Genomic DNA, 20,976 nt, shown 5'->3' with positions numbered 1-20,976 from the left:
CAAGTTATTCTCCCAATTGCTTCACGATATCTTCCGCGATTTTCTCCGATCCGAGCATGCCTCGGGACAGCGACCAGTCGCGTCGTTCCACCGTAAACACTTTGTTGCCCGCGACGGCGTCGATTTTTTTCCATAGCGGGTTGCTCTCCCATTGATTCACGATCGTTACTTTATCCGTAGGCATCAGGAACAGCACTTGCGGGTTCGTTTCGACAAGCTGCTCCAAGGTCAGCTGCGGATAGGCGGCGTCGTTTTTGACGGGATCGGCGAAGCCGAGCATTTTTACAATGGAGCCGGTGTAAGAGTGGTCCGAATGGGCGAAGAAGCCTTTCGGATTCACGACAGCCGGGAGTACGGTCGATGCAGCGCGGCTGATCTTCTTCTTGGCCTGCTCCATTTTTGTCTGATGCTCCTGCAGGCGCTTTTTCCCTTCCTCTTCTTTGCCAACCGCTTTGGCTGCGATCATGTAGTTTTTCAGCATTTGGTCGTAATCGGCTTGAAAATCGTTCAGCACGAGAATCGGCGCGATGGCTTTCAGTTGGGTCAGCGCATTTTTGTGCTTGTTGATATCGACGATAATCAGGTCGGGCTTCAGCGAGCTGATCAATTCGATGTTCGGCTCGTAGCGGGACCCGACCGATGTATATTGTTTCAGCTGGCTTTTGACGGAGTCCATAAACAGCTCGGGCGTACCGTCGTCGGCAATCCCGACCGGCTGCACGCCAAGCGTCACCAGCATATCGGTGAAGCTGAAATCCATCGTCACGATGCGTTCGGGCTTCATCGGCAGGGTGACGGTTCCGGTCGCGTCCTCTACGGTGATTTTTTCGTCTTTGGGAGCAGCGGATTGTCCGCCGGCTTGGCCCGATTGAGCTTGATTCGAAGCCGGTTGGCCGCAAGCGGCAAGCGCGATGACGAAGACGAGCAGCAAGGTGGTGCGCAGAGTGCGGTTGATCCAAAGGTGCATGTTGCTATCCCCCATGATAATGATAATTATTCTCAACTTATTGTAGTCGCATCTTCATTCTTAGGCCATGTCCAATTTTAGGATGGGACATGTTATATTTTTAGATTTCGGACCGGTTTCGTTGAAAGGCCGTCGGGGAACAGCCCACTTCCTGCTTGAAAATGCGGCTGAAATGAAAATAGTCCGCGAAGCCGACCCGCTGCGCAATTTCTTTGGCGGGCAGACGGGTTTGCAGAAACATCTGCTGCGCCTTCCGGATACGGAGACGGCGCAAATAGTGGGTCATTGTCGTTCCGGTATGCTTTTTGAACAACACTGTGTAATGTCCGTCGCTCATTCCGGCCCGCTGGGCGAGCATCGGGAGCGTGAGCTTCAGCATATAGTGCTCGTTGATATAGGAGAGGGATTCCTTGATCGCGAGGTCGGACGACGGCTCCTCTTGTCTCATGTGCGTTTCGTACAGAAATATAAACAAGATCCGCTCCAGAATGAGACGCTTTCGGAACAGCTGCACGGCTTCCTCCTCTTCGGAGTCGGTGCGGATCTCCTCGGCGGTGCGGATGAGCTCGTCCAGCATGTATTTGATCTTCACTTCACTGTGCGTGCGAAGCGGGCCATGCAGCGTCCAGGCGCTATTTTCCGGGAATATGCGGTAGGTGATGACAAAGTACTCGGCCTCCTTCGTCTTCGGCACCTGAAGGTCGAAAGGGCTGTGCGCCGGATGGCAGGCGAAGCCCTGCGTGACGACGACCGGCTCTTGGCCTTGGGCTGACAAAGTAACGTGTCCGCGGAGGACAATGATGATCTTGTGGTTATCTGGGCCGCAGTCGATGAGCCGGGAAGCCGTAGAGGATTCGACGGATTCGAACACCGGAATCATCGCGGCAAGTTGTTGAAAATGCATAGAGACGCAGCCCTTTCCCGTCAAAGTTTATTTCGCAAAGCCGGCTACCCTTGATATTGACATATTTCTCAGGGGAGATACAAGTGGGGGAGGATGGAAGGTGGGGGACTTTCATGGTATAAAAAGTTAAGTACGATTATTTTGCTGACAAAGGAGAAAGACAAATGGATACGTCCATGTTTAAGCCAACATTCCATGTTGACGATACATCGGATAAAGACATTCATGCAGCGATGCGCCAAGCGCAGGCTAGTCTGGCTATCGAAGGGCTTGCAGTGCCAGGAGAGGGTCAGGAATTAGTCCGGAAGCGACTAAGGGGGGAGATTTCTCAAGCTGACTTCTTGAAGGCGGCTCTTGAGATCGCTACCCGTGAATGATTTCGTTCAATCCAGATGCACTAATTATTTATATAAGGTTAAAAATTAGTACGGTGAAGCAATCGAAAATAAGTCGATGTTAAAGGGATAGGCCGCCGATTTGGTAGGCCTTTTTTCGTTTTTGCCCCGATGGGATCTGAAGGGAGTTCATGAGCAATATCATTCATTAATATGGTTTATATTCAATATTAGGTATTTATAGCAAATAAATACCAAGCGTGCTACAATGAAATCGAACATCGGAGAACATGGAGGTATTGAAGACAGGGAGGATGAGGAATGAACGTAACGCCTTCAGGAACGTTTCCGCTGACGCAAGCGCAGAAGCGGATTTGGTTCATGCAAAAGATGCATCCCGATTCCGGTTTCATGAACTTTGGTTTGTCCGTTAAATTTTCGACGTGCGTTTCTCCCGAGTTGTTGAAGAAGGCCGTCGCCCAATTTATTTTGGAAAACGATTCCGTCCGGCTCTCGATCACAACCTCTGCTTCGGACGATCCCGGCATGCCTCGACAGTATATCAGCCCGGACGATCCTCCCGACATCCCGCTTCTTGATTTCCGCAACGAGCAGGCGCCCGATCAAGCGGCACGCCTGTGGATTGACGCTGCGACCAAACAGCCTTACCCGCTTGAAGCTTCCCGACTCTATGACTTTGCTCTCCTCCGCCTTTCCGACACCGAATCATGGTTGTATCTCAAATGCCATCATATCCTTGGAGACGGTACCGCTCTCGTACAAGCCGGGGCCGACGTCGTAGACCTTTATTTGTGCTTGGCCCGAGGGCAGGCACGGGATTTTCAAAAGAAGCCTTCCTATCTCGAAGCGATCGACCGGGAACACGCGTATCTGGAATCGGAACGGTATGCGCAGGACCGTCAATATTGGGACGACAAGTTCCGGACGCTGCCGGAACGGATTTCTTTGGCCCGGACCGGGAATCCGACAGGGAATATGGAAAGCGGCCGCTACGGGTTCTCGATCGACGGCAGCAGGAGGGCTCGCGTCGATGCTTTTTGCCTGGAATCGGGCGTCACGCCTTCAGCTTTCTTTCTTGCCCTTTTCTACGCCTATTTGTACCGGATGACGGGCCAAAGAGACATGGTGCTCGCCAGTATAACGGGGAATCGGACGAGCCCCCGGGACAAACACACCTTCGGCATGTTCGCGGGTGTGGCCGCTTTTCGCTACGAAGTCGATCCGCAGCATGCTTTTACATCTCATTGCCAAGCCTTTGCGAAAGCCTATACGCGCATGCTGCGCCACCAAAAATACCCCTACAATCAGCTCGTGGCCCGAACAAGAGAGCGTCATCCGAACGCAGGGGCGTTGTATCATATCGGGACGGAGTTTCAAGTGATGAATTTTCGCAAGGACGACGAGATCGGCGTAACGAGTGAAATTCATTTCAGCGGCTCGATCGCGGATGAGTTGCTTTTTCACGTTAAGGATCATAAGGATTCGGGCACGTACCGGCTGGATTTCGAATACCAGCGGGCGCTGTTCGGCGAAGACGAAATCGCGACGCATGGCGAGCGGTACATGAATCTGCTGGACGATGCGCTGTCCCATCCGGAGCGGACCGTGGCAGACCTGCGCCTTCTATTGGAAGTCGAGGAGAGGCGGATTTTGAACGATTTCAACCGGACGGAGCGGGATTTCGGGCCGCAGCGGACGTTTGTCGAGTTATTCGCCAGGCAGGTCCGGCGGACGCCCAATGCGGTTGCCGTCGAATTCGGCGGCGAACGCCTGACGTACCGCGAGCTGGAACAATGGACGCGCCGGCTGGCGCACGGCTTGCGAAGCCGGCGCGTGGCGGCGGAAAGCGTCGTCGCGGTGATGCTGCCCAAGGGGCCGGAGCTTATCGCGGCGATGATCGCGGTTCTTCGCGCAGGCGGAGCGTATTTGCCGGTCGATCCGGATTATCCGGCGGAACGGATCGCTTATATGTTGAACGATTCGCAGGCTCAATTCCTTATAACAAAAGGGGAGATCGGGCAAATCGTCGCAGGCAGGACATGTCAGGTCATTCCTGTTGAACCGAAGGAAGCGCAGGAAGGTGCGGCTGAAGAGCTTTCGGACATTCATTGGCCTTTCCCTGTAGAGAGCGATCTCGCATATATCATCTATACCTCCGGCTCCACCGGGCAGCCGAAGGGCGTCATGATCGAGCACCGGGGACTCGGCAACCTCATTCATGCGATGAAGGAGAGGCTGGAGCTGTCCGGCCGTACGAGAATCTTGCAGTTTTCGTCGTGCAGCTTCGACGCCTCCGTGGCGGAAATTTTCCCCGTGCTGTGCAGCGGGGGAACGCTTGTGGCAGACACCCGCGAGGCGATGCTGCCGGGCAAGCCGCTGGTCGAGTTGATCGGTCAAAAAGCCGTCAACGTGCTCATGCTTCCGGCATCCGTGCTCGCGATGCTGTCGGAAATCCCGGGCAGTGCCGCCGCCTTGCGGACATTGGAGACGGTCATCTCGGGAGGCGAGCCTTGTCCTTCCGAAGTGGCTGCCGCATGGAGCATCAACCGGCGCTTCATCAACGCCTACGGCCCGACGGAAGCGACGGTATGGGCAACCGATAGAACGTTCGACGGCGGCCGGTTGCCGCCGGATATCGGTCGGCCCCTTGCCAATACGCAGGTATATGTGCTGGACGAGAACCGGAAGCCGGTTCCGGTCGGCGTCACCGGCGAGATGTATATCGGCGGAGCGGGATTGGCCCGCGGGTATTGGAACCGTCCCGGGCTGACGGCCGAACGGTTCGTGGAGGTGGAGCTTGGCCTGGCTGAGCCGGGAGTCGTCCGTTTGTACCGTACGGGAGACTTGGCCCGCTATTTGCCGGACGGAAATTTGGAATATATCGGGCGAGCCGATCATCAGGTGAAAATTCGCGGCCACCGCATCGAGCTGGAAGAGATCGAAACCGTGCTCGGCCTGCACCCGGAAATCCGGCAAGCCGTGGTTGTCGTGCATGACGACGGTAGCGGCCGGCGGCTGGTTGCTTTTGCGGTCCCGGCGGCGGGCGGGACGGACAAGCCGCAAACGGCGGAATTGCGCGCCTACTTGCAGGAACGGCTTCCCGCATTTATGGTGCCGCATTTCGTCCGTGTGATCGACCGGCTGCCGCTGATGCCAAGCGGCAAAGCGGATCGGTCGGCTTTAAGCAAGCTCGGCTTTGAAGAGTCGGCCTCGATGGGAAGCGCAGCTCCGCTCAATCCGGCGGAAGAGGCGCTGACGCGGATCTGGAAAGAGGCGCTCGGCTTGTCGCGGGTCGGCGTTCAGGATCACTTTTTCGACTTGGGCGGGGATTCCTTCCGGCTGCTGCGCGTGCATCAGAGCGTCAGGGAGGCGCTGGACGATTCCGTGACCGTCGTCGACCTTTTCCGGTTTCCCACGATTCGTGCGCTGGCTGATCACTTGAACCGGAGCCGGGGGATAGCAGGGGAGGAAGAAGTGGCCGGAAGCGGCGGCAGAAGCACAAGTGCGTACCGCATGGCGTTCCAGCGAAAGGAAGAAATGGAAAGGCAGAAACGGCTTAGAAGACCGTTAAATTAAGTAGCGAAGAGAGCGGAATCGTTCTGGAGAAGCGTCAGCGGTCGCCTTTGTCTCCGGCTTCTACCCGCCTGAGGGGTTATTGAATCGAAGAATCCGGGGACAACAGCGATCGGAAGAACGATCCGCTCGTGCAGCGGCCTCTTATTCACCGGTCTCTTAAAAAGCAGGGAGGTAAAAGAACTTATGGAAGCGATTGCAAAAGACGCGGAACTGCGGGGAATTGCGATTATCGGGATGGCGGGACGATTTCCGGGAGCCGGGGATTTGGAGCAATTTTGGACTAATCTGCGAGACGGGCGGGAGTCAATTACCTCCTTCAAGGCGCCGGAGAAGAACCGGGTCCATGCCGCGGGGATTCTGGAGGCAGCGGCCGACTTCGATGCCGTCTTCTTCGGGATGACGCCGCGGGAAGCGGAAATGACGGACCCGCAGCACCGGTTGTTTCTGGAATGCGCCTACGAAGCCCTGGAGTCGGCGGGATATCCTCCGACGAGGTGCCCCGAACGGGTCGGGGTGTATGCGGGCAGCGGCCAGTCGGATTATCTCCAGCATGTGCTGAGCCATGACGAGCTTGTGGAATCGTTTGGGCCGTTCCAGATCGGTATCGGCAACCACCCGGACTTTCTCGCCACCCGCGTCTCGTACAAATTAAACCTGAGCGGCCCGAGCGTCGCGGTGCAAACGGCCTGCTCCAGCTCTTTGGTGGCCGTCCACATGGCGTGTCAGGCCTTGCTTACATATGAATGCGATATGGCGATCGCCGGAGGCGTGTCGGTCAAAGCGGACCAAACGGGGGGCTTCGACTACCAGGAAGGGGGCATTCTGTCGCCGGACGGGCGCTGCCGCGCGTTCGACGCCAAGTCCCAAGGCACGGCGGTCGGGAACGGAGCCGGGGCCGTCTTGCTGAAGCGGCTGGATGAAGCCGTGGCGGACGGGGATACGATTCTGGCCGTGATCCGCGGTTCGGCGGTCAATAACGACGGGGCGCAGAAGGTCGGCTATACCGCCCCGAGTGTGACGCGGCAGACCGAGGTCGTCAGGGAAGCGCTCGCCGTCTCGGAGATCGATCCGGCGACGATGACGTATATCGAGGCTCACGGCACCGGCACCGCGCTGGGCGATCCCGTCGAAGTGGCCGCCTTGACGGAGGCTTACCGCGAGACTACGAGCCGGACGCAGTACTGCGCCATCGGGTCGGTCAAAACGAACATCGGCCATCTGGACAGCGCCGCCGGGATTGCCGGACTGATCAAAACGGTGCTGTGCCTGCAAAATAAAATGCTGCCGCCGAGTCTGCACTATACGGAGCCGAATCCGAAAATCGATTTTGCGAACAGTCCTTTCTATGTGAACGACCGGCTCAGGGAGTGGAAGACGGACGGGCATCCCCGCCGGGCCGGGGTAAGCTCGTTCGGCATGGGCGGCACGAATGCGCATGTTGTGCTGGAGGAAGCGCCCTTAGTGGAAGCGGCACGGCATACGGAGGCCGGGGCCGGGCCGGGAACGGAGATGGGGGCCGCCGATTGGAACATTATCGTTTTGTCTGCCAAAACGGCCGCGGCCTTGCGGCGGAAGACGGAGCGGTTGATCGGCTATTTGCAAACGAACCGGGACGTTCCCTTACCCGATGTGGCCTATACGCTTGCCGCAGGCAGAGAAACGTTCGCCCGGCGGCTCGCGGTGGTCGGCCGCGATCACGGGACGGTCGCAGACGAATTAAAAGCGAAGCTCGCGGACCTGTCGTCACCGTCCGGCCGGAGCGCGGCGCAGGAGTTCGCGGACGGCGGCGAACCGTCGCTGGGCGTAACTTTTATGTTTACCGGACAGGGGGCGCAGCACATCTATATGGGTGCCGAGCTGTACGAATCCGCGCACGTGTATCGCGAGCAGGTGGACCGGTGCGCCGAACGGCTGCAACCGCTGCTCGGCCTGGATCTGCGCAATGTGCTGTATCCGCCTCCGTCCGAAGCGGAGGAAGCGGCTTCCCGGCTGCGCCAAACCGCCCTGACGCAGCCTGCGCTGTTCGTCCTCGAATATGCTTTAGCCAAGCAGTTGGAGGCTTGGGGAGTTCGCCCGCAGGCGATGATCGGCCACAGCATCGGCGAGTATGTGGCCGCTTGCTTGGCGGGAGTCATGACCTTGGACGATGCCTTGACCGCTGTTGCCGCTCGCGGAAGTCTGATGCAGGAGATGGACCGCGGGGCGATGCTGGCGATTGCGCTGTCCGAAGCGGAGGTGCGGGAGCTGTTGGCCGATGTGTCACCGGGGCTGTCCGTGGCTGCCGTGAACGGTCCGATGTCCTGCGTGGTATCGGGAACCTTCGAGGCGATCGAACGGCTGGAGCAGGCGCTCGCACGCAAGAACGCCGTATCGAAGCGTTTGGTGACCTCGCATGCTTATCATTCGGCGATGATGGAGCCGATGCTCGAACGGTTCGCCGGGGTCATGCGGGGGATCGCGCTGCATGCGCCGCAGCTTCCGTATGTCTCGAATGTGACGGGAACGTGGATTACGGCGGAGCAAGCGACGGACCCGATGTATTGGGTTCGGCATTTGCGGGACACCGTCCGCTTCGCAGACGGCATCCGCCTGCTGTCGGAAACGGGCCGGGCGGCCTTTCTGGAGATCGGCCCGGGGCAGTCGTTAACCTCGCTGGTCCGGCAGCAAGTCGCCCGGAGCGCGACTCACGGGGCGCTGGCGGTGAACGCGCTACCCCCGGCGGCAGCGGGCAAATCCGCGTATGCCAGCGTCCTTCAGGCGCTGGGCGAGCTGTGGTCCGCAGGCGCCGATATCGATTGCGCCGCATGGCATGAAGGGAAAGCGCGCAGGCGCGTGCCTATGCCGACGTATCCGTTCGAGCGCTACCGCTACTATTTGGAGAAAAAGGTTCCTGCCGATGCGGCCGCTGCCGTGGGACAGGTGCGCCAGGCGGACATGGCCGATTGGTTCTACGCTCCGGCATGGAAACAAACGTTCCTGCCTCCGCAGCCCCCGGCCTCCGGGGATGCAGCGTCGCACAAGCGGACGTATTTGCTGTTCCACGACCGGTATGGGCTGGCCGAAGCCTTGAGCGAGGGCTTGAAAAGCGAGGGGCACGATGTCGTCGCCGTGCTCGAAGGCGGCGGATTCCGGCAGGTGGAGGAGGATGTCTTTACGATCCATCCCGCACAAGGCCGGTCCTATGAGGAACTGCTGCATGCTTTGGCGGCACAGCAGCGTTTCCCGGACGCCGTCGTCCACCTATGGAACGTCGTCGAACCGGAATCGGAGGAGGAGGATGCCCCCGTCCCTATGGCACAGCGTTACGCCCGGTCGCAGCAGCTTGGGCTCTACAGCTTGATGCATTTAGCCCAAGCGATCGGCATGCAGGCGGCGGCGAAGCCAACGGAGCTGATCGTGCTAACCGGCAGCCTGCAATGGGTCGCCCATGAGCAGGTGCGCGGCCCGGAGCGGGCAACCTTGTTCGGGGCGCTGCGGGTCATTCCGCAGGAGTACGCGCACATTCGGGCACGCGCCGTCGACGTGAGTCTGACCGATCTTGCTTCGGCTTCCTCCGGGCGCTTGGTCCGGCAGCTGCTTCAGGAGATCGAGCATGGGGGAGAGGACTTTGTCGTTGTATACCGGGGGCTGCAGCGCTTCACGCAACTCTACGAAACGGTCAAGCTGCCGGAAGCCGATCCTGCGGACGCCGCCTTCCGCGACGGAGGCGTGTACCTGGTGACGGGGGCCACGAGCGAAATCGGCTTGCGGCTGTGCGAGGAAATCGCCCGGACGGCGAAGGTTTCTTTCGTGCTGATCGGGGAGGCATCGTTCCCGGGCGCCCGCGAGTGGGAGCATTACTTGCGGCATAACGGGGAGTCGGACGATACGGCCAAGATCATTAAGCGAATTCACGGTCTGGAACAAAATGGAATCCCCCTGCTCTACGCCAGCGCCGATCTGACGGATGAAGCCGGGCTGCGGGACATTGTGCGGGAAGCGGAGCGGCAGTTCGGCGCGATTCACGGCGTGCTGTTCGCTCAGGAGCCGTACGGCTCGGGCTTGATTCAGTTGGGCGACCGGGAACGGTCCGAACGGGTCATCGCGCCTCAGGTGCTCGGGCTGCTCACGTTGGAATCGCTGCTTCGCTCCCATCCGCTGGAGCTGATGATCGTGTTCTCACGCACCATCTCGTTTACCGGCGGCGTCGGACTGATGGATCAGTGCGCGTCCCATCAATTTGTCGATGCGTTCGCCAAGTGGCATGCGGCCACCGGAGGCCGGACCGTTTCCGTCAACTGGGGCATGTGGCAGGACGACGTTTGGGTCCGGAAGCAGACGGAGCTCCCGGCGGACGTCAAGGAGCATATGCTGCAAATGCAGGCGAAATTCGGCATTACCGGAGCGGAAGGGCTTGAGGCGATCCGGCGCATCGCGGCCAGCGGTCTGTCTCAAGCCGTCGTGTCCACGCAAAGCATTCACGATGCGGTGGGCAGCGGATGGCTGCATACCGCAGGCCACGCTGCCTCGGATAGCCGAAATAGCCGGACGGACACCGAGCACCGGGATGGCGAACCGTCTCAAGAGCCGCCGCAAACCGAGGCGGAGCACAAGATCGCGGCCATCTGGGAGACGCTGTTCGGGATTCCTGACATCGGCAGACAGCAGAGCTTTTTTGATCTGGGCGGCAACTCGCTGCTTTCGATCCAGCTTGTCGCCCGGATGCGCCAAGCGTTTCACGACGACATCCCGATGGATGTTATTTTCCAGTCGCCGACGATTGCCGAGCTGGCCGAGTCGATTGCGCAGACGCAGGTCAAGCCGGAGGAGCTGGACGAAATCGAACGCTTGCTCAGCGAAATCGAAAATATGCCGCAGGACGAGCTAATGCAGCTATTAAGCGGCGAGGGGTAAGGAGATGAGAAAATGAGCGGTATTCAAGATCGGCTGGCGGCGCTATCGCCCGAGCAGCGGGCGCTGCTGGAGCGGCGTCTCAAGCAGCAGGGGCTCGCGGCGCCGGATACGGCAAGCAGCGCGAAGCCCGGGCGGGGACCGGCTGCGGCGGAAGCGGCCTTTGTTCCAAAGCGCAGGCGCAGCGAAGCGACCATGGATTTCAGTTTGTTTTTCTTCTCTGGCGACGGCTCGACCATGGACCGACATAAATACGGGCTGCTGATGGAATGCGCAGCGTTTGCGGATCGGCACGGGTTCAAGGCGGTGTGGACGCCGGAGCGGCATTTTGAGGAGTTCGGTGGGCTGTACCCGAATCCGTCGGTGCTCAGCGCGGCGCTGGCGGCAGTCACCGAGCGGGTCGAGCTGCGGGCGGGGAGCGTCGTGCTCCCGCTGCACCACCCGGTCCGGTTCGTCGAGGAATGGTCGGTCGTGGACAACCTGTCGGACGGGCGCGTATCGGTCGCTTTTGCTACGGGCTGGCATCCCGCCGATTTTATCCTCGCCCCGATGCAGGACCCGGACTACTATGTCCGTCGCAAGGAAGAGCTGTTCAAATCGGTCGAACAGGTTCGGGCTTTATGGAGCGGGGAGGAGGTGCCTTTTACCGACGCCAGCGGGGCGGTGCACCGAATCAAGACGCTCCCCCGGCCAATCCAAAGCGAGCTGAACCTGTGGATCGCGACGAACGGCAATGAGGAGACGTACCGGCAAGCCGCCGAGATCGGAGCTGGCATCCTGACCGGCATTCTCGGGAACGGTTTTGCCGAGCTGGAGGGCAAGATCGAGCGGTACCGCGAAGCACTGCTGAGGCATGGCTACGATCCGCAGGCGAAAAAGGTCGCGGTCATGCTTCATACCTGCCTCGGGGAGAACGACGAAGCGGTTCGGGCGAAGGTGGAGCGGCCGCTGAAGGAATATCTCAAGACTTTTTTAAGCCAGCAAAGGCAAATTCTCGCCGACTACGACGGCATGACCGACGCGGACTTCGAGGCGATCGTATCCCGCGCTTTCGATAAATATTACCGCGAAAGCTCCCTGCTCGGAACGCCGGACAAGTGCGCGAAGCTGGTGGAGACGCTCCGCGACATCGGCGTCGGGGAGATTGCCTGCTTGATCGATTTTGGCGTGGACCGGGAGACGGTGATGGAAAGCTTGGCATTATTATCCGAATTGCAGCGGAAATTCGCTTTTGACAAGGAGCTGATCCCATGAAGAATCTGACCGACCGTATCCAATCGCTGACGCCGGAGCAGCGGGCGCTGTTCGAACAGCGGCTTAAGCAAAAAAACTTGAATGCGCAGCAGCTAAGCCCGAATCCGGCGGCCGCAGCGATTCCCCGGCGAAACCATACAGACCCGAGCCCGCTCTCCTTCGATCAGGAGCGGCTTTGGTTCTTTAACCGGATGCACCCTGAGTCGCATGCGTACAACGTGTACGGGGCCGCCCGTTTGAGAGGAAAGCTGCATCATGGGGCACTAGAGTACGGCATCAACGAAATCGTCAAGCGCCACGAGGCTTGGCGGACCGTATTCGGACGCGTCGATCCCGTGCAGACCGTGCTGCCCGAGCTCCGCGTCGGCGTTCCCGTCGTGGATCTGCGGGATATCCCAGAGGAAGAGCGGGAAGCCGTCGCCCAGCAGCTCATGCGCGAAGAGGTCCAGCAATTGTTCGATCTGGCAAAAGGGCCGCTCATCCGCTTCAAGCTGTTTACGCTGTCGGATACGGAATGGACGCTCGTCTTAACCATCCATCACATTGTTATCGACCGGCTCACCTTCTCGATCTTCTTCGAGGAACTGATGGCACATTACAAGGCCGCGCTTGCAGGCGTCCCCGCCGAGCTTCCGGAGCTGCCGATCCAGTACGCGGATTATGCCGAATGGCAGCGGAATTATTTGCAGGGCGAGATCCGGGAGAAGCTGCTTGCCTTCTGGAAGGAGCAGCTGAAGGATTGCGACTATGTCCTCGACATCCATACAGACTTCCCCCGGCCGCCCGCAATCACTTACCGGGGAGCGCGCGTCTTCCTCCGGTCGTCGAAGGAGATTTTGGACGGGCTGAAAGCGATCGCTAAGCGGGAAAACGCTTCGACCTTCATGATCGTGATGGTGGCGTTCAAGGCGCTGCTCTACCGGTATACCGGGCAGGCCGACATTCTGGTCGGGACTCCGCTCGCCAACCGCAACCGGATCGAGATGGAAAAAGTGATGGGCTACTTCCTGACGATGGGGACGCTGCGTTCGCATATGTCGGGGGAGATGAGCTTTATCGACCTGCTGCGGCAGGTGCGCGATACGGCCAGGGAGGTCTACAAGCATCAGGAGCTGCCGGTCGGTCTGCTGCTGGACGAGCTGCGGGTTCCGATCGATCCGAGCCGCAACCCGCTGGTGCAGGCGGTATTTGTGTATGTGGATGTGCCGGAGGAAAAGTTCGCGCTTCCCGGACTGGAAGCGGATATTCAGATGATCGACGGGGAGACGGCAAAATACGATGTCACCATCGGCCTAACCGAGACGGAAGACGGACTGGATGGCTTTCTCGAATATTCGCCGGATCTGTTCCGCCGGGAGACGTTCGAGCGCATGAGCCTGCATTGGGAAACCCTGCTGCAGAGCATCGTGCGCAATCCACAGCAATCCCTTCACGAGCTGGGGATGCTGTCGGACGAAGAACGGCATCAGCTCTTAGACGAGTGGAACGAGACGGCACAGCCGTTCCCGGACGATTCGTGCATTCATCGTCTGTTCGAGAGACAGGCCGAGCTTACGCCGGACGATCCGGCCGTCGTGTGCGGCGGCGAATCGATGACGTACCGGGAGCTGAACCGGCGCGCCAATCAGGTCGCCCATGCTTTGCGGAAGCGGGGAGTCGGCCGGGAGAAGGTCGTCGGCTTGATGATGGAGCGCTCGTTCGAAACGATTGTGGGCCTGCTCGGCATTCTGAAAGCGGGGGGCGCGTACGTCGCCATCGATCCGGCTTATCCGGCCGAGCGGATTCGCGCCATGATTGACGATTCGGGAATCGAAGTTCTGCTGATTCAGCCTAAGCTGGCGGATGCGGGAGCGGAGTCGGTCTCGGCGGTGCGTCATAAGCTCGTGCTTGACGGTGGCGCATGGCAATCGATTTCGGAGGAAAATGCGGACAATCCGCGCATCGAAGTGGATGCGGGCGATCTGGCCTATGTGATGTATACGTCGGGATCGACGGGCAAGCCGAAGTCGGTAGCGATCGAACACCGCAGCGTCTGCAACGCGGTGGAAGCGGCTATCGGGCTGTTCGGCTTGTCCAGAGGCAGCCGGATGCTGCAGTATGCGTCGACGACGTTCGATACGTCGGTCTTGGAGATTTTCGCGACGCTCGCTTCGGGTGCGGCACTCTGCCTTGTCAGCCCGGAAGCGACGGCGGGAGGCGAGGCGCTGCACCGGCTTCTGGAGGAGCAGCGGATTACGGCGATGGTGCTGACGCCGTCCGTCTTGTCCACGCTCACCCCGGAGCGGCTGCCCGATTCGCTGCGTATCGTAGGATCGGGCGGGGAAGCATGCACGCTCGACATCCGCGCGTGGCTGTCGGATTCCAGACGTTTGCTGAACCTATACGGCCCGACGGAGGCGACGATTTTTGCGACCGCTCACGAATTCGACGCGGACAGTCTATCTGCTTGCATCGGGCGTCCCGTCGCTAACACGCAAATTTATATTTTGGACGAGAGCTTGCAGCCCGTGCCCGTTGGCGTGCGCGGGGAAATGTATATCAGCGGAGCGGGTCTGGCCCGGGGCTACCGCAACAATCCCGAACTGACAGCCGAGCGGTTCGTGGATCATCCGTTTCGGACGGGCGAGGTCATGTACCGGACGGGCGACTTCGGCTGCCGACTGCCGGACGGAAGCGTCGAGTACCTTGGGCGGCGCGACGATCAGGTGAAGCTGAACGGCATCCGGATCGAAATGGGAGAGATCGAAGCCGCATTGAACGGGCATCCGGCGGTCAAAGAAGCCGCCGTTCTGGTCCGGCAGATCGCCTCTGCCCCCGCATCCGGCAAAGCTCTCTGCGCCTATTACGTCGCGGATCGGGAATTGGATGCTGCGGAGCTGCGCGCGCTGCTGTTGGGCCGGCTGCCCGCTTACATGGTCCCGGCTCATTACGTGGGGCTGGAAGCATTTCCGCTGACGTCCAGCGGCAAGCTGGACCGCAAGCGGCTCCCGGAGCCTGCAGCGGTAGGCGGTCCGGCAGCAGAGTTCGTCCCACCGGAAGGCGAGCTGGAAGAGCTAATGGCTTCCGTATGGCAGGAGGTGCTTGGAGCAGAAGCGGTCGGGCGAGAAGACAACTTTTTCCATCTCGGAGGAGATTCCATTAAGGCGATTCAGATCACATCGAGATTGTACCGCAGAGGCTGGGACCTGGAGATGAAGAAGATCTTTTTGACTCCGGTGCTGAAGGAGCTTTGCCTCGATCTCAAGCCGGCCGACGGGCAGGTGCAGATCTCGCAGGACGCCGTGGAAGGACCTATAGAGGATACGCCGATCGTCCGGTGGTTTTTCGACCGTGACTTCGCTTCTTCGGCCCATTGGAATTTGGCGGTGATGCTGCATTCGGAGAGCGCTTTGGACGAAACCGCCTTGAAGCGGGCGCTGGAAAAGCTGGCCGGGCATCATGACGTGCTGCGGTCCGTGGTGAGGGACGAAGGGGGCCACAAGCTGCTGTATAGCCGGGGACCAGCGGAGCAGCCGCTAATCGGTTTCGAGATCGTGGCTCTGGACGGCGGCGATTCGATGGAATCGGACGTTCTGGCGCACGCCAACCGGCTGCACGAGAGCATCGACTTAGTGAACGGTCCGCTGATGAAGACCGCCTTGTTCCGAACGCCGCAGGGGGATCATTTGCTGCTCGTCGCTCACCACTTGGTGATGGATTGGGTGTCGTGGCGAATTGTGCTGGAAGATTTGGAAGCGGCTTACGAGCAGGCGCTGACCCATGAGGGTGACATCGTCATGCCGTCCAAAACGCATTCGTTCCAAGCTTGGGCGGAAGCCGTGCAGCAGTACGCCCGGAGCGGCGAAGTACTGCGCGAGGCCGATTATTGGGCAGCCGTCGAGAGCACGCCGTGCGTGCCTGTACCAAAGGACTTCGAGGCGACGGGCAATCTGACGAAGGACGAAGCCCAAGCGATGTTCACACTGCCGCCCGAAGAAACGGAGCGGCTGCTGAAGCAGGTCCACCGCGCTTACCATACGGAAATCAACGATATTTTGCTGACCGCCTTGGGCTTGACCTTGAAGGAATGGATGAACACGAACCGGATCGTGATTCAACTGGAAGGACACGGCCGGGAGAACGTCGTCAAGGCTATGAACAGCACCCGCACGGTCGGCTGGTTTACGTCGCAGTTTCCGATTGTGCTGCCGATGGAGCCTACGGACGATTTGGGTTACCAGATCAAATCGGTCAAGGAGCATTTGCGGCAGCTGCCGAATCACGGGATCGGCTACGGCCTGTTGAAATATATTACGCCCCGGGAGAGCGTGCCGGGCTTGACGTTCACGCAGCAGCCGGACATCTGCTTCAACTATATCGGCCAGATCGATACCGATCTGCGCAAGCGGTGGTTCGGCCCGTCACCATGGCCGGTCGGCCGTCTGACAAGCCCGGAAGCCGAGCGAACGGCTTCGCTCTTCATCACGGGCTATGTGCAGGACCGGCGGCTTCATATCGCGATAGATTACAACCGTACGCATCACCGTCACGACACGATCGCCGCTTTGCTGGACAAGCTCCAAAGCCGCCTGCTGGACCTCATCCGCCACTGCGGGGAGCAAAACGCCGCCGAAGCCACGCCCAGCGACCTGGGCTATAACCGGCTGACGCTGCAAGAGCTGGACCAGCTCTACGATCTGGTCGATACGATCGAGTAGCCTTTTTTACGGCTGCGGCGCAACAGGAGGAACTGCCTATGAATTCCAAGGACAAAATCAAAAAAATCTACCCGCTGGCTCCTTCGCAAGAAGGGATGTATTATCTCTGGCTCTCGGATAAGGAGTCCCGGCAGTCTTTTGTACAGATCGAGGCGGTGCTGCGGGGAGAGCTCGACGTCTCCCGGCTGGAGCAAAGCATGGACGCCCTCGTGAAGCGCTACGATATCCTGAGAACGGTATTCGTGCACGACAATTTGCCGCGTCCGCTGCAGGTGGTGATGAAGGAGCGGAAATTCCGCCTGCATTTCGAGGACGTGTCGGAGCTGGCGAAGGAACGGCAGGAGGCGCATCTGCGCCAATGGAAGCAGGATAACAAGGCGCGGGGCTTCGACCTCAGTAAAGATCTTCTCGTTCGAATGGCCGTGTTCCGGACAGGTCCGCAGGAATACCTCTGGATCTGGTGCAACCACCATATCATTTTGGACGGCTGGTCGTTCTCCCGGGTGTTCAAGGAACTGCTTGACAATTACCGCCTGCTGCAAGACAAACGGGAGCCTGTGACCGTAGAAACCTCCCCTTACAGTCATTATCAGGAATGGCTGGAGAAACAGGACAAGAAAGCGGGAATCGCATATTGGCAAAAGACGTTGGCCGGATTGGAGCGCTCCCGGGGCGGTTTTCCTGTAATCGCACAGGCCCATTCTTCCGCTTCGGACCCTTCGGTCAAGCCTGTGGTCATGAACGTCAACGCGGAGCTGGGCCAAGCGCGGATGGACCGGCTTCAGCAGCTCGCCAGAGCCTGCCAGGCGACGATCAATTCGGTGTTTCAGGCGGCATGGGCGATCGTGCTGCGGCAGTACATGCAGAGCGACGACGTCGTGTTCGGCTCCATCGTGTCGGGACGGCCCGCCGAGGTGAAGGGGATCGAGGAGATGGTGGGACTTTTCCTCAATACGATCCCCGTCCGTATCCGGTTGGACCCCGGACAGCCCTTTGCCGAATGCCTCAAGCAGGTGCAGCGGCAAGCGCTGGAGTCGAAGGCGTACGATTTTGTCCCCTTGCAGGAGATGAATCAGGCGACCGATGTGAAGCATCGTCAACTGGATCATCTGATGATCTTCGAAAATTTCCCCTTCGACCGGAGGTACGTGGACAATGTCGAGTCGAAGGACGGCTTAGGCTTCGAGTTCGCGGATATTCGCGCCGAAGAGGAGACGGAGCAGTTCAATATCTACGTCTATCCGCAGGATGCCGCCATGAAGTTCAACTTCAATGCGTCGCTGTATGAGCCGTGGCTGATGGAGCAGCTTATGGACCAATTCATCGGCGTGCTGGATCAGATCATGGCGGACGAAACGGTGCCCGTTGACCGGATCGAAGTGCTGACGCCGGAGGATAAGCGGAAGCTTCTGGAAGGGTTTTTCCAGTCGGTCCGGTACGAGCAGGCGGATCGGACGCTTCATGCCTGCTTCGCGGATCAGGTCCGCAAAACGCCGGATCACCCGGCCTTGATCTGCGGCACTCGCACGCTGACGTACCGCGAGCTGCACGAGCGTTCCAATCAGCTGGCCCATGTGCTGCGGCGCAGAGGGGTGCAGCCTGACGACCGCATCGGCCTGCGCGCCGAACGTTCCGTGGAGATGATCGCGGGCATGCTGGGCATCCTGAAGGCGGGCGCGGCCTTCGTCCCGATCCCGCCGGACTATCCGGCCGACCGGCAAGCCTATATGATTGCCGACAGCGGCATGAAGCTGCTGCTGACGACTTCGCCGTTGGGGGAGGTTCCTTTTGCCGGGGAATGCATCGATCTCAGGGACCCGGAGCTTGACCACGCCGACCGTGAGGAGTTGTTGTCGCTTTCGGGGAGCCGCCATTTGGCTTATGTCATTTATACCTCCGGGACGACCGGGAAGCCGAAAGGCGTCCTGATCGAGCACCGGGGAGCGGTTAATACGGTTCTGGCCCGCCGGGCGGAATACCCGTTCGACGGGACGGCCCGGGTGCTTCAATTGTACTCGTATGCGTTCGACGCCTTCCTGTCCTGCCTGTTCACCCCGCTGCTGTCGGGCTCGACGGTAGTGCTGGTTACGGATGAGGAAGCTCGGAATCCGCTGGCGCTCCGCGACCATATTCGCGACCGGCAGGTGACGCATCTCGACTGCGTGCCCAGCGTGTATACGGCGCTGGTCGAATGTCTCGGCGAGGAGGACGCCAGTTCCCTGCGCGTGGTGACGTTGGGCGGGGAGCGGCTGCCTGCCAAGCTGGTGAAGTGGAGCAGGGAGCAGTTCCCGCATATCGAGCTGGTGGACGAATACGGTCCGACGGAGAATAGCATCGTGACGACGCTGGAGCGGAACGTCGTGCCGGAGCGACCCTTATCTATCGGGAAGCCGCTGCCGAACACCCGCGTCTATGTACTGAACGACGACCGCGGCTTGGTCCCGGTTGGCGTGAAGGGCGAGCTGTGGATCGCGGGCAGGGGACTGGCGAGAGGCTATCTGAATCTCCCGGAGCGGACGGCTGCGTCGTTCGCGGACGATCCGTTCCATCCCGGGGATTGCATGTACCGTTCGGGAGATCTGGCCCGCTGGCTGCCAGACGGACGGCTGGAATATTTGGGGAGAAAAGACGAGCAGGTCAAAATCCGGGGCTACCGCATCGAGCTCGGGGAGATCGAAAGCGTGCTTCGGAGTCATGAGCGGCTGAGCGAAGCGGCGGTGACGGCCTGGGACGGGGCGAGCGGCGACACCGTGCTGTGCGCCTATTACGTTTCTGCTGCGCCGGTCTCTGCGGAAGAGCTTAAGGCGTTTGCTGCGGTACGGTTGCCCGCTTTCATGGTGCCGTCTCACTATACGGAGCTTAGCGAGATGCCGCTATCGTCCAACGGCAAAATCGACCACCGGGCGCTGCCGCAGCCCGATGCGACGGCTCGGGAATCGGCGGAGGCGCGGGCACAGGCCGTCCCGAGCAATCCGTGGGAGCATCGGCTGGTGGCCGTGTGCAGGGAGATTTTGGAGAGGCCGGAGATCGGCGTCACGGACGATTTCTTCGAAGCGGGCGGCAGCTCGCTCCATGCGATGCTGCTCGTGTCGCGGGTTCAGCACGACTACCGGGCCGAGCTTCCGCTGCACGTCATTTTGGAATCGTCGACGATCCGGGGCATGGCCGCCTTTTTGATGGATAACAGCAAGGCGGAGCCGCAGCCCATTGTGCGCTTAAACAAAAAGGAGCGGCGCAAAACGCTTTTCTGCTTCCCGCCGATGGGCGGTCTCGGGATCGCGTACTATGAGTTCGCCAAGCAGATGGACGACTGCACGATCTATGCGCTGGATTATATCGATCATCCCGACCGGATGGAGCGCTATGTCAAGCTGATCTCCGCTGCGCAGAGGGAAGGCGATTATACGTTCTTGGGCTACTCCGCCGGAGGGAATCTGGCGTTCGAGGTGACCAAAGCGATGGAGGCGGCCGGGTACCGCGTGTCCGATGTGATCATGCTGGACGCTTACCGGAAGACCGAGCCGGAGCCCGTGACCGACGAAGACCTGCAAGCGATGTGGGAGAGGTATATCGCCACCCCCGTGATTCGCGAGTTCTATAAAAACTTTCGCATCAACGAACAAGATCTGGAGCGCTTGAAGCAATATTCGTTCTATATTTATTTGCTGGATAATATCGGCACGGTCCATGCCGACCTGCATGTCGTTCATTCCTCGCAGCCGGGGGACGAGCCTAGCCATTCGCCGAAGGATGAGGCCGAGCACCAGTACCTTACTTGGCAAGGGGCCACTTCGGGTCGGGTGGCGTATTATCAGGGCGTCGGGGGACACGAACGGATGCTGGACCCCGAGCATATGGATGCGAATGTGGAGATTATCAAGGGTATTTTGGGTTCGGCGGTTGTGCGGTAACGTGTAGGGCACGCTTGAAGGCTCGTATCGGGGGTTCGTTCCCGGTGCGGGTTTTCTTTTTACGGGGGCGCGGGCTACATGAGCCCGTTTTCCCGTAGGCTGAAATGCCTTCCGTCCGCGACAATAATATGGTCCAGCAGCTCGATGCCGAGGATTTCCCCGGCGTTCTTGAGATGATTTGTGACTGGGTATCTTCGGTCGACAGCATTGCAATTCGCGTGGATAATTATGGGCACGAGAGGGAGGGCCGTGCTGCTGAGGAGTGCGGTATTGAAACATTTCTGTTTTCTTTTAAGCAATCCCTCAAGGGCCATCGTAAACTTGTTATAGATAGTGTGAATATCTTAGTAAGTAACAGTGATGGTTTTCAAAGGAAAATTTAATTGAATAGAGGGATTAGTAATAGTAAGATATAGGAAAT

General features: G+C 59.4%; 10 protein-coding genes. 7 read left to right on the top strand and 3 right to left on the bottom strand.

Translation table 11 applies throughout. The features are described from left to right. Positions 1 to 4: 4 nt before the first annotated feature. Positions 5 to 967 carry an ABC transporter substrate-binding protein gene (locus QMG93_RS01765; protein ID WP_281933174.1) on the bottom strand — a complete coding sequence of 321 codons (963 nt, stop codon included), beginning with the start codon at positions 965 to 967 and terminating at the stop codon, positions 5 to 7. A 100-nt stretch (positions 968 to 1,067) separates the two neighbouring features. Next, positions 1,068 to 1,871: an AraC family transcriptional regulator gene (locus tag QMG93_RS01760; RefSeq protein WP_281933173.1), complete on the bottom strand. Its 804-nt coding sequence runs from the start codon at positions 1,869 to 1,871 to the stop codon at positions 1,068 to 1,070. 164 nt (positions 1,872 to 2,035) lie between these two features. Between QMG93_RS01760 and QMG93_RS01755 the strand changes: the two genes are divergently transcribed. The 6 genes from QMG93_RS01755 to QMG93_RS01730 all read left to right on the top strand — a co-directional run bounded on the left by QMG93_RS01755 (position 2,036) and on the right by QMG93_RS01730 (position 20,555). After that, positions 2,036 to 2,248 carry an antitoxin VbhA family protein gene (locus tag QMG93_RS01755; RefSeq protein WP_281933172.1) on the top strand — a complete coding sequence of 71 codons (213 nt, stop codon included), beginning with the start codon at positions 2,036 to 2,038 and terminating at the stop codon, positions 2,246 to 2,248. Between the two features lie 279 nt (positions 2,249 to 2,527). After that, a complete protein-coding gene (locus QMG93_RS01750) occupies positions 2,528 to 5,803 on the top strand; it encodes a non-ribosomal peptide synthetase (RefSeq protein ID WP_281933171.1) in 3,276 nt (1,091 codons plus the stop codon). 183 nt (positions 5,804 to 5,986) lie between these two features. After that, a complete protein-coding gene (locus QMG93_RS01745) occupies positions 5,987 to 10,696 on the top strand; it encodes a type I polyketide synthase (RefSeq protein WP_281933170.1) in 4,710 nt (1,569 codons plus the stop codon). Between the two features lie 12 nt (positions 10,697 to 10,708). Next, positions 10,709 to 11,947: a MupA/Atu3671 family FMN-dependent luciferase-like monooxygenase gene (locus QMG93_RS01740; RefSeq protein ID WP_281933169.1), complete on the top strand. Its 1,239-nt coding sequence runs from the start codon at positions 10,709 to 10,711 to the stop codon at positions 11,945 to 11,947. After that, entirely contained in the window at positions 11,944 to 16,644 is a 4,701-nt protein-coding gene (locus QMG93_RS01735; protein WP_281933168.1) for a non-ribosomal peptide synthetase, read from the top strand. Before QMG93_RS01740 ends, QMG93_RS01735 begins: the two co-directional genes overlap by 4 nt. A gap of 38 nt (positions 16,645 to 16,682) precedes the next feature. Then, the gene (locus QMG93_RS01730; RefSeq protein ID WP_281933167.1) at positions 16,683 to 20,555 is read left to right on the top strand and encodes a non-ribosomal peptide synthetase; all 3,873 of its coding nucleotides are present in this window, start codon (positions 16,683 to 16,685) and stop codon (positions 20,553 to 20,555) included. A 74-nt stretch (positions 20,556 to 20,629) separates the two neighbouring features. Here the strand turns inward: QMG93_RS01730 and QMG93_RS01725 are convergent, their stop codons facing one another. Then, the gene (locus QMG93_RS01725; protein WP_331488635.1) at positions 20,630 to 20,692 is read right to left on the bottom strand and encodes a hypothetical protein; all 63 of its coding nucleotides are present in this window, start codon (positions 20,690 to 20,692) and stop codon (positions 20,630 to 20,632) included. Between QMG93_RS01725 and QMG93_RS01720 the strand changes: the two genes are divergently transcribed. After that, positions 20,684 to 20,938: a hypothetical protein gene (locus tag QMG93_RS01720; protein ID WP_281933288.1), complete on the top strand. Its 255-nt coding sequence runs from the start codon at positions 20,684 to 20,686 to the stop codon at positions 20,936 to 20,938. The genes QMG93_RS01725 and QMG93_RS01720 overlap by 9 nt on opposite strands. Positions 20,939 to 20,976 lie beyond the last annotated feature (38 nt).

The sequence above is a fragment of the Paenibacillus tyrphae genome (assembly GCF_027925525.1).
Taxonomy (GTDB): Bacteria; Bacillota; Bacilli; order Paenibacillales; family NBRC-103111; genus Paenibacillus_G; species Paenibacillus_G tyrfis_B.
The sequence above is the reverse complement of the archived record's forward strand: the minus strand, read 5'-3'. Positions and strand labels throughout refer to the sequence as shown.

Excerpts from the sequence above, each read along its gene's own strand:
- QMG93_RS01745 (WP_281933170.1), top strand. The coding sequence starts at position 5,987 with ATGGAAGCGATTGCAAAAGACGCGGAACTGCGGGGAATTGCGATTATC.
- QMG93_RS01765 (WP_281933174.1), bottom strand. The coding sequence starts at position 967 with ATGCACCTTTGGATCAACCGCACTCTGCGCACCACCTTGCTGCTCGTC.
- QMG93_RS01730 (WP_281933167.1), top strand. The coding sequence starts at position 16,683 with ATGAATTCCAAGGACAAAATCAAAAAAATCTACCCGCTGGCTCCTTCG.
- QMG93_RS01750 (WP_281933171.1), top strand. The coding sequence starts at position 2,528 with ATGAACGTAACGCCTTCAGGAACGTTTCCGCTGACGCAAGCGCAGAAG.
- QMG93_RS01755 (WP_281933172.1), top strand. The coding sequence starts at position 2,036 with ATGGATACGTCCATGTTTAAGCCAACATTCCATGTTGACGATACATCG.
- QMG93_RS01760 (WP_281933173.1), bottom strand. The coding sequence starts at position 1,871 with ATGCATTTTCAACAACTTGCCGCGATGATTCCGGTGTTCGAATCCGTC.
- QMG93_RS01740 (WP_281933169.1), top strand. The coding sequence starts at position 10,709 with ATGAGCGGTATTCAAGATCGGCTGGCGGCGCTATCGCCCGAGCAGCGG.
- QMG93_RS01735 (WP_281933168.1), top strand. The coding sequence starts at position 11,944 with ATGAAGAATCTGACCGACCGTATCCAATCGCTGACGCCGGAGCAGCGG.
- QMG93_RS01720 (WP_281933288.1), top strand. The coding sequence starts at position 20,684 with ATGGTCCAGCAGCTCGATGCCGAGGATTTCCCCGGCGTTCTTGAGATG.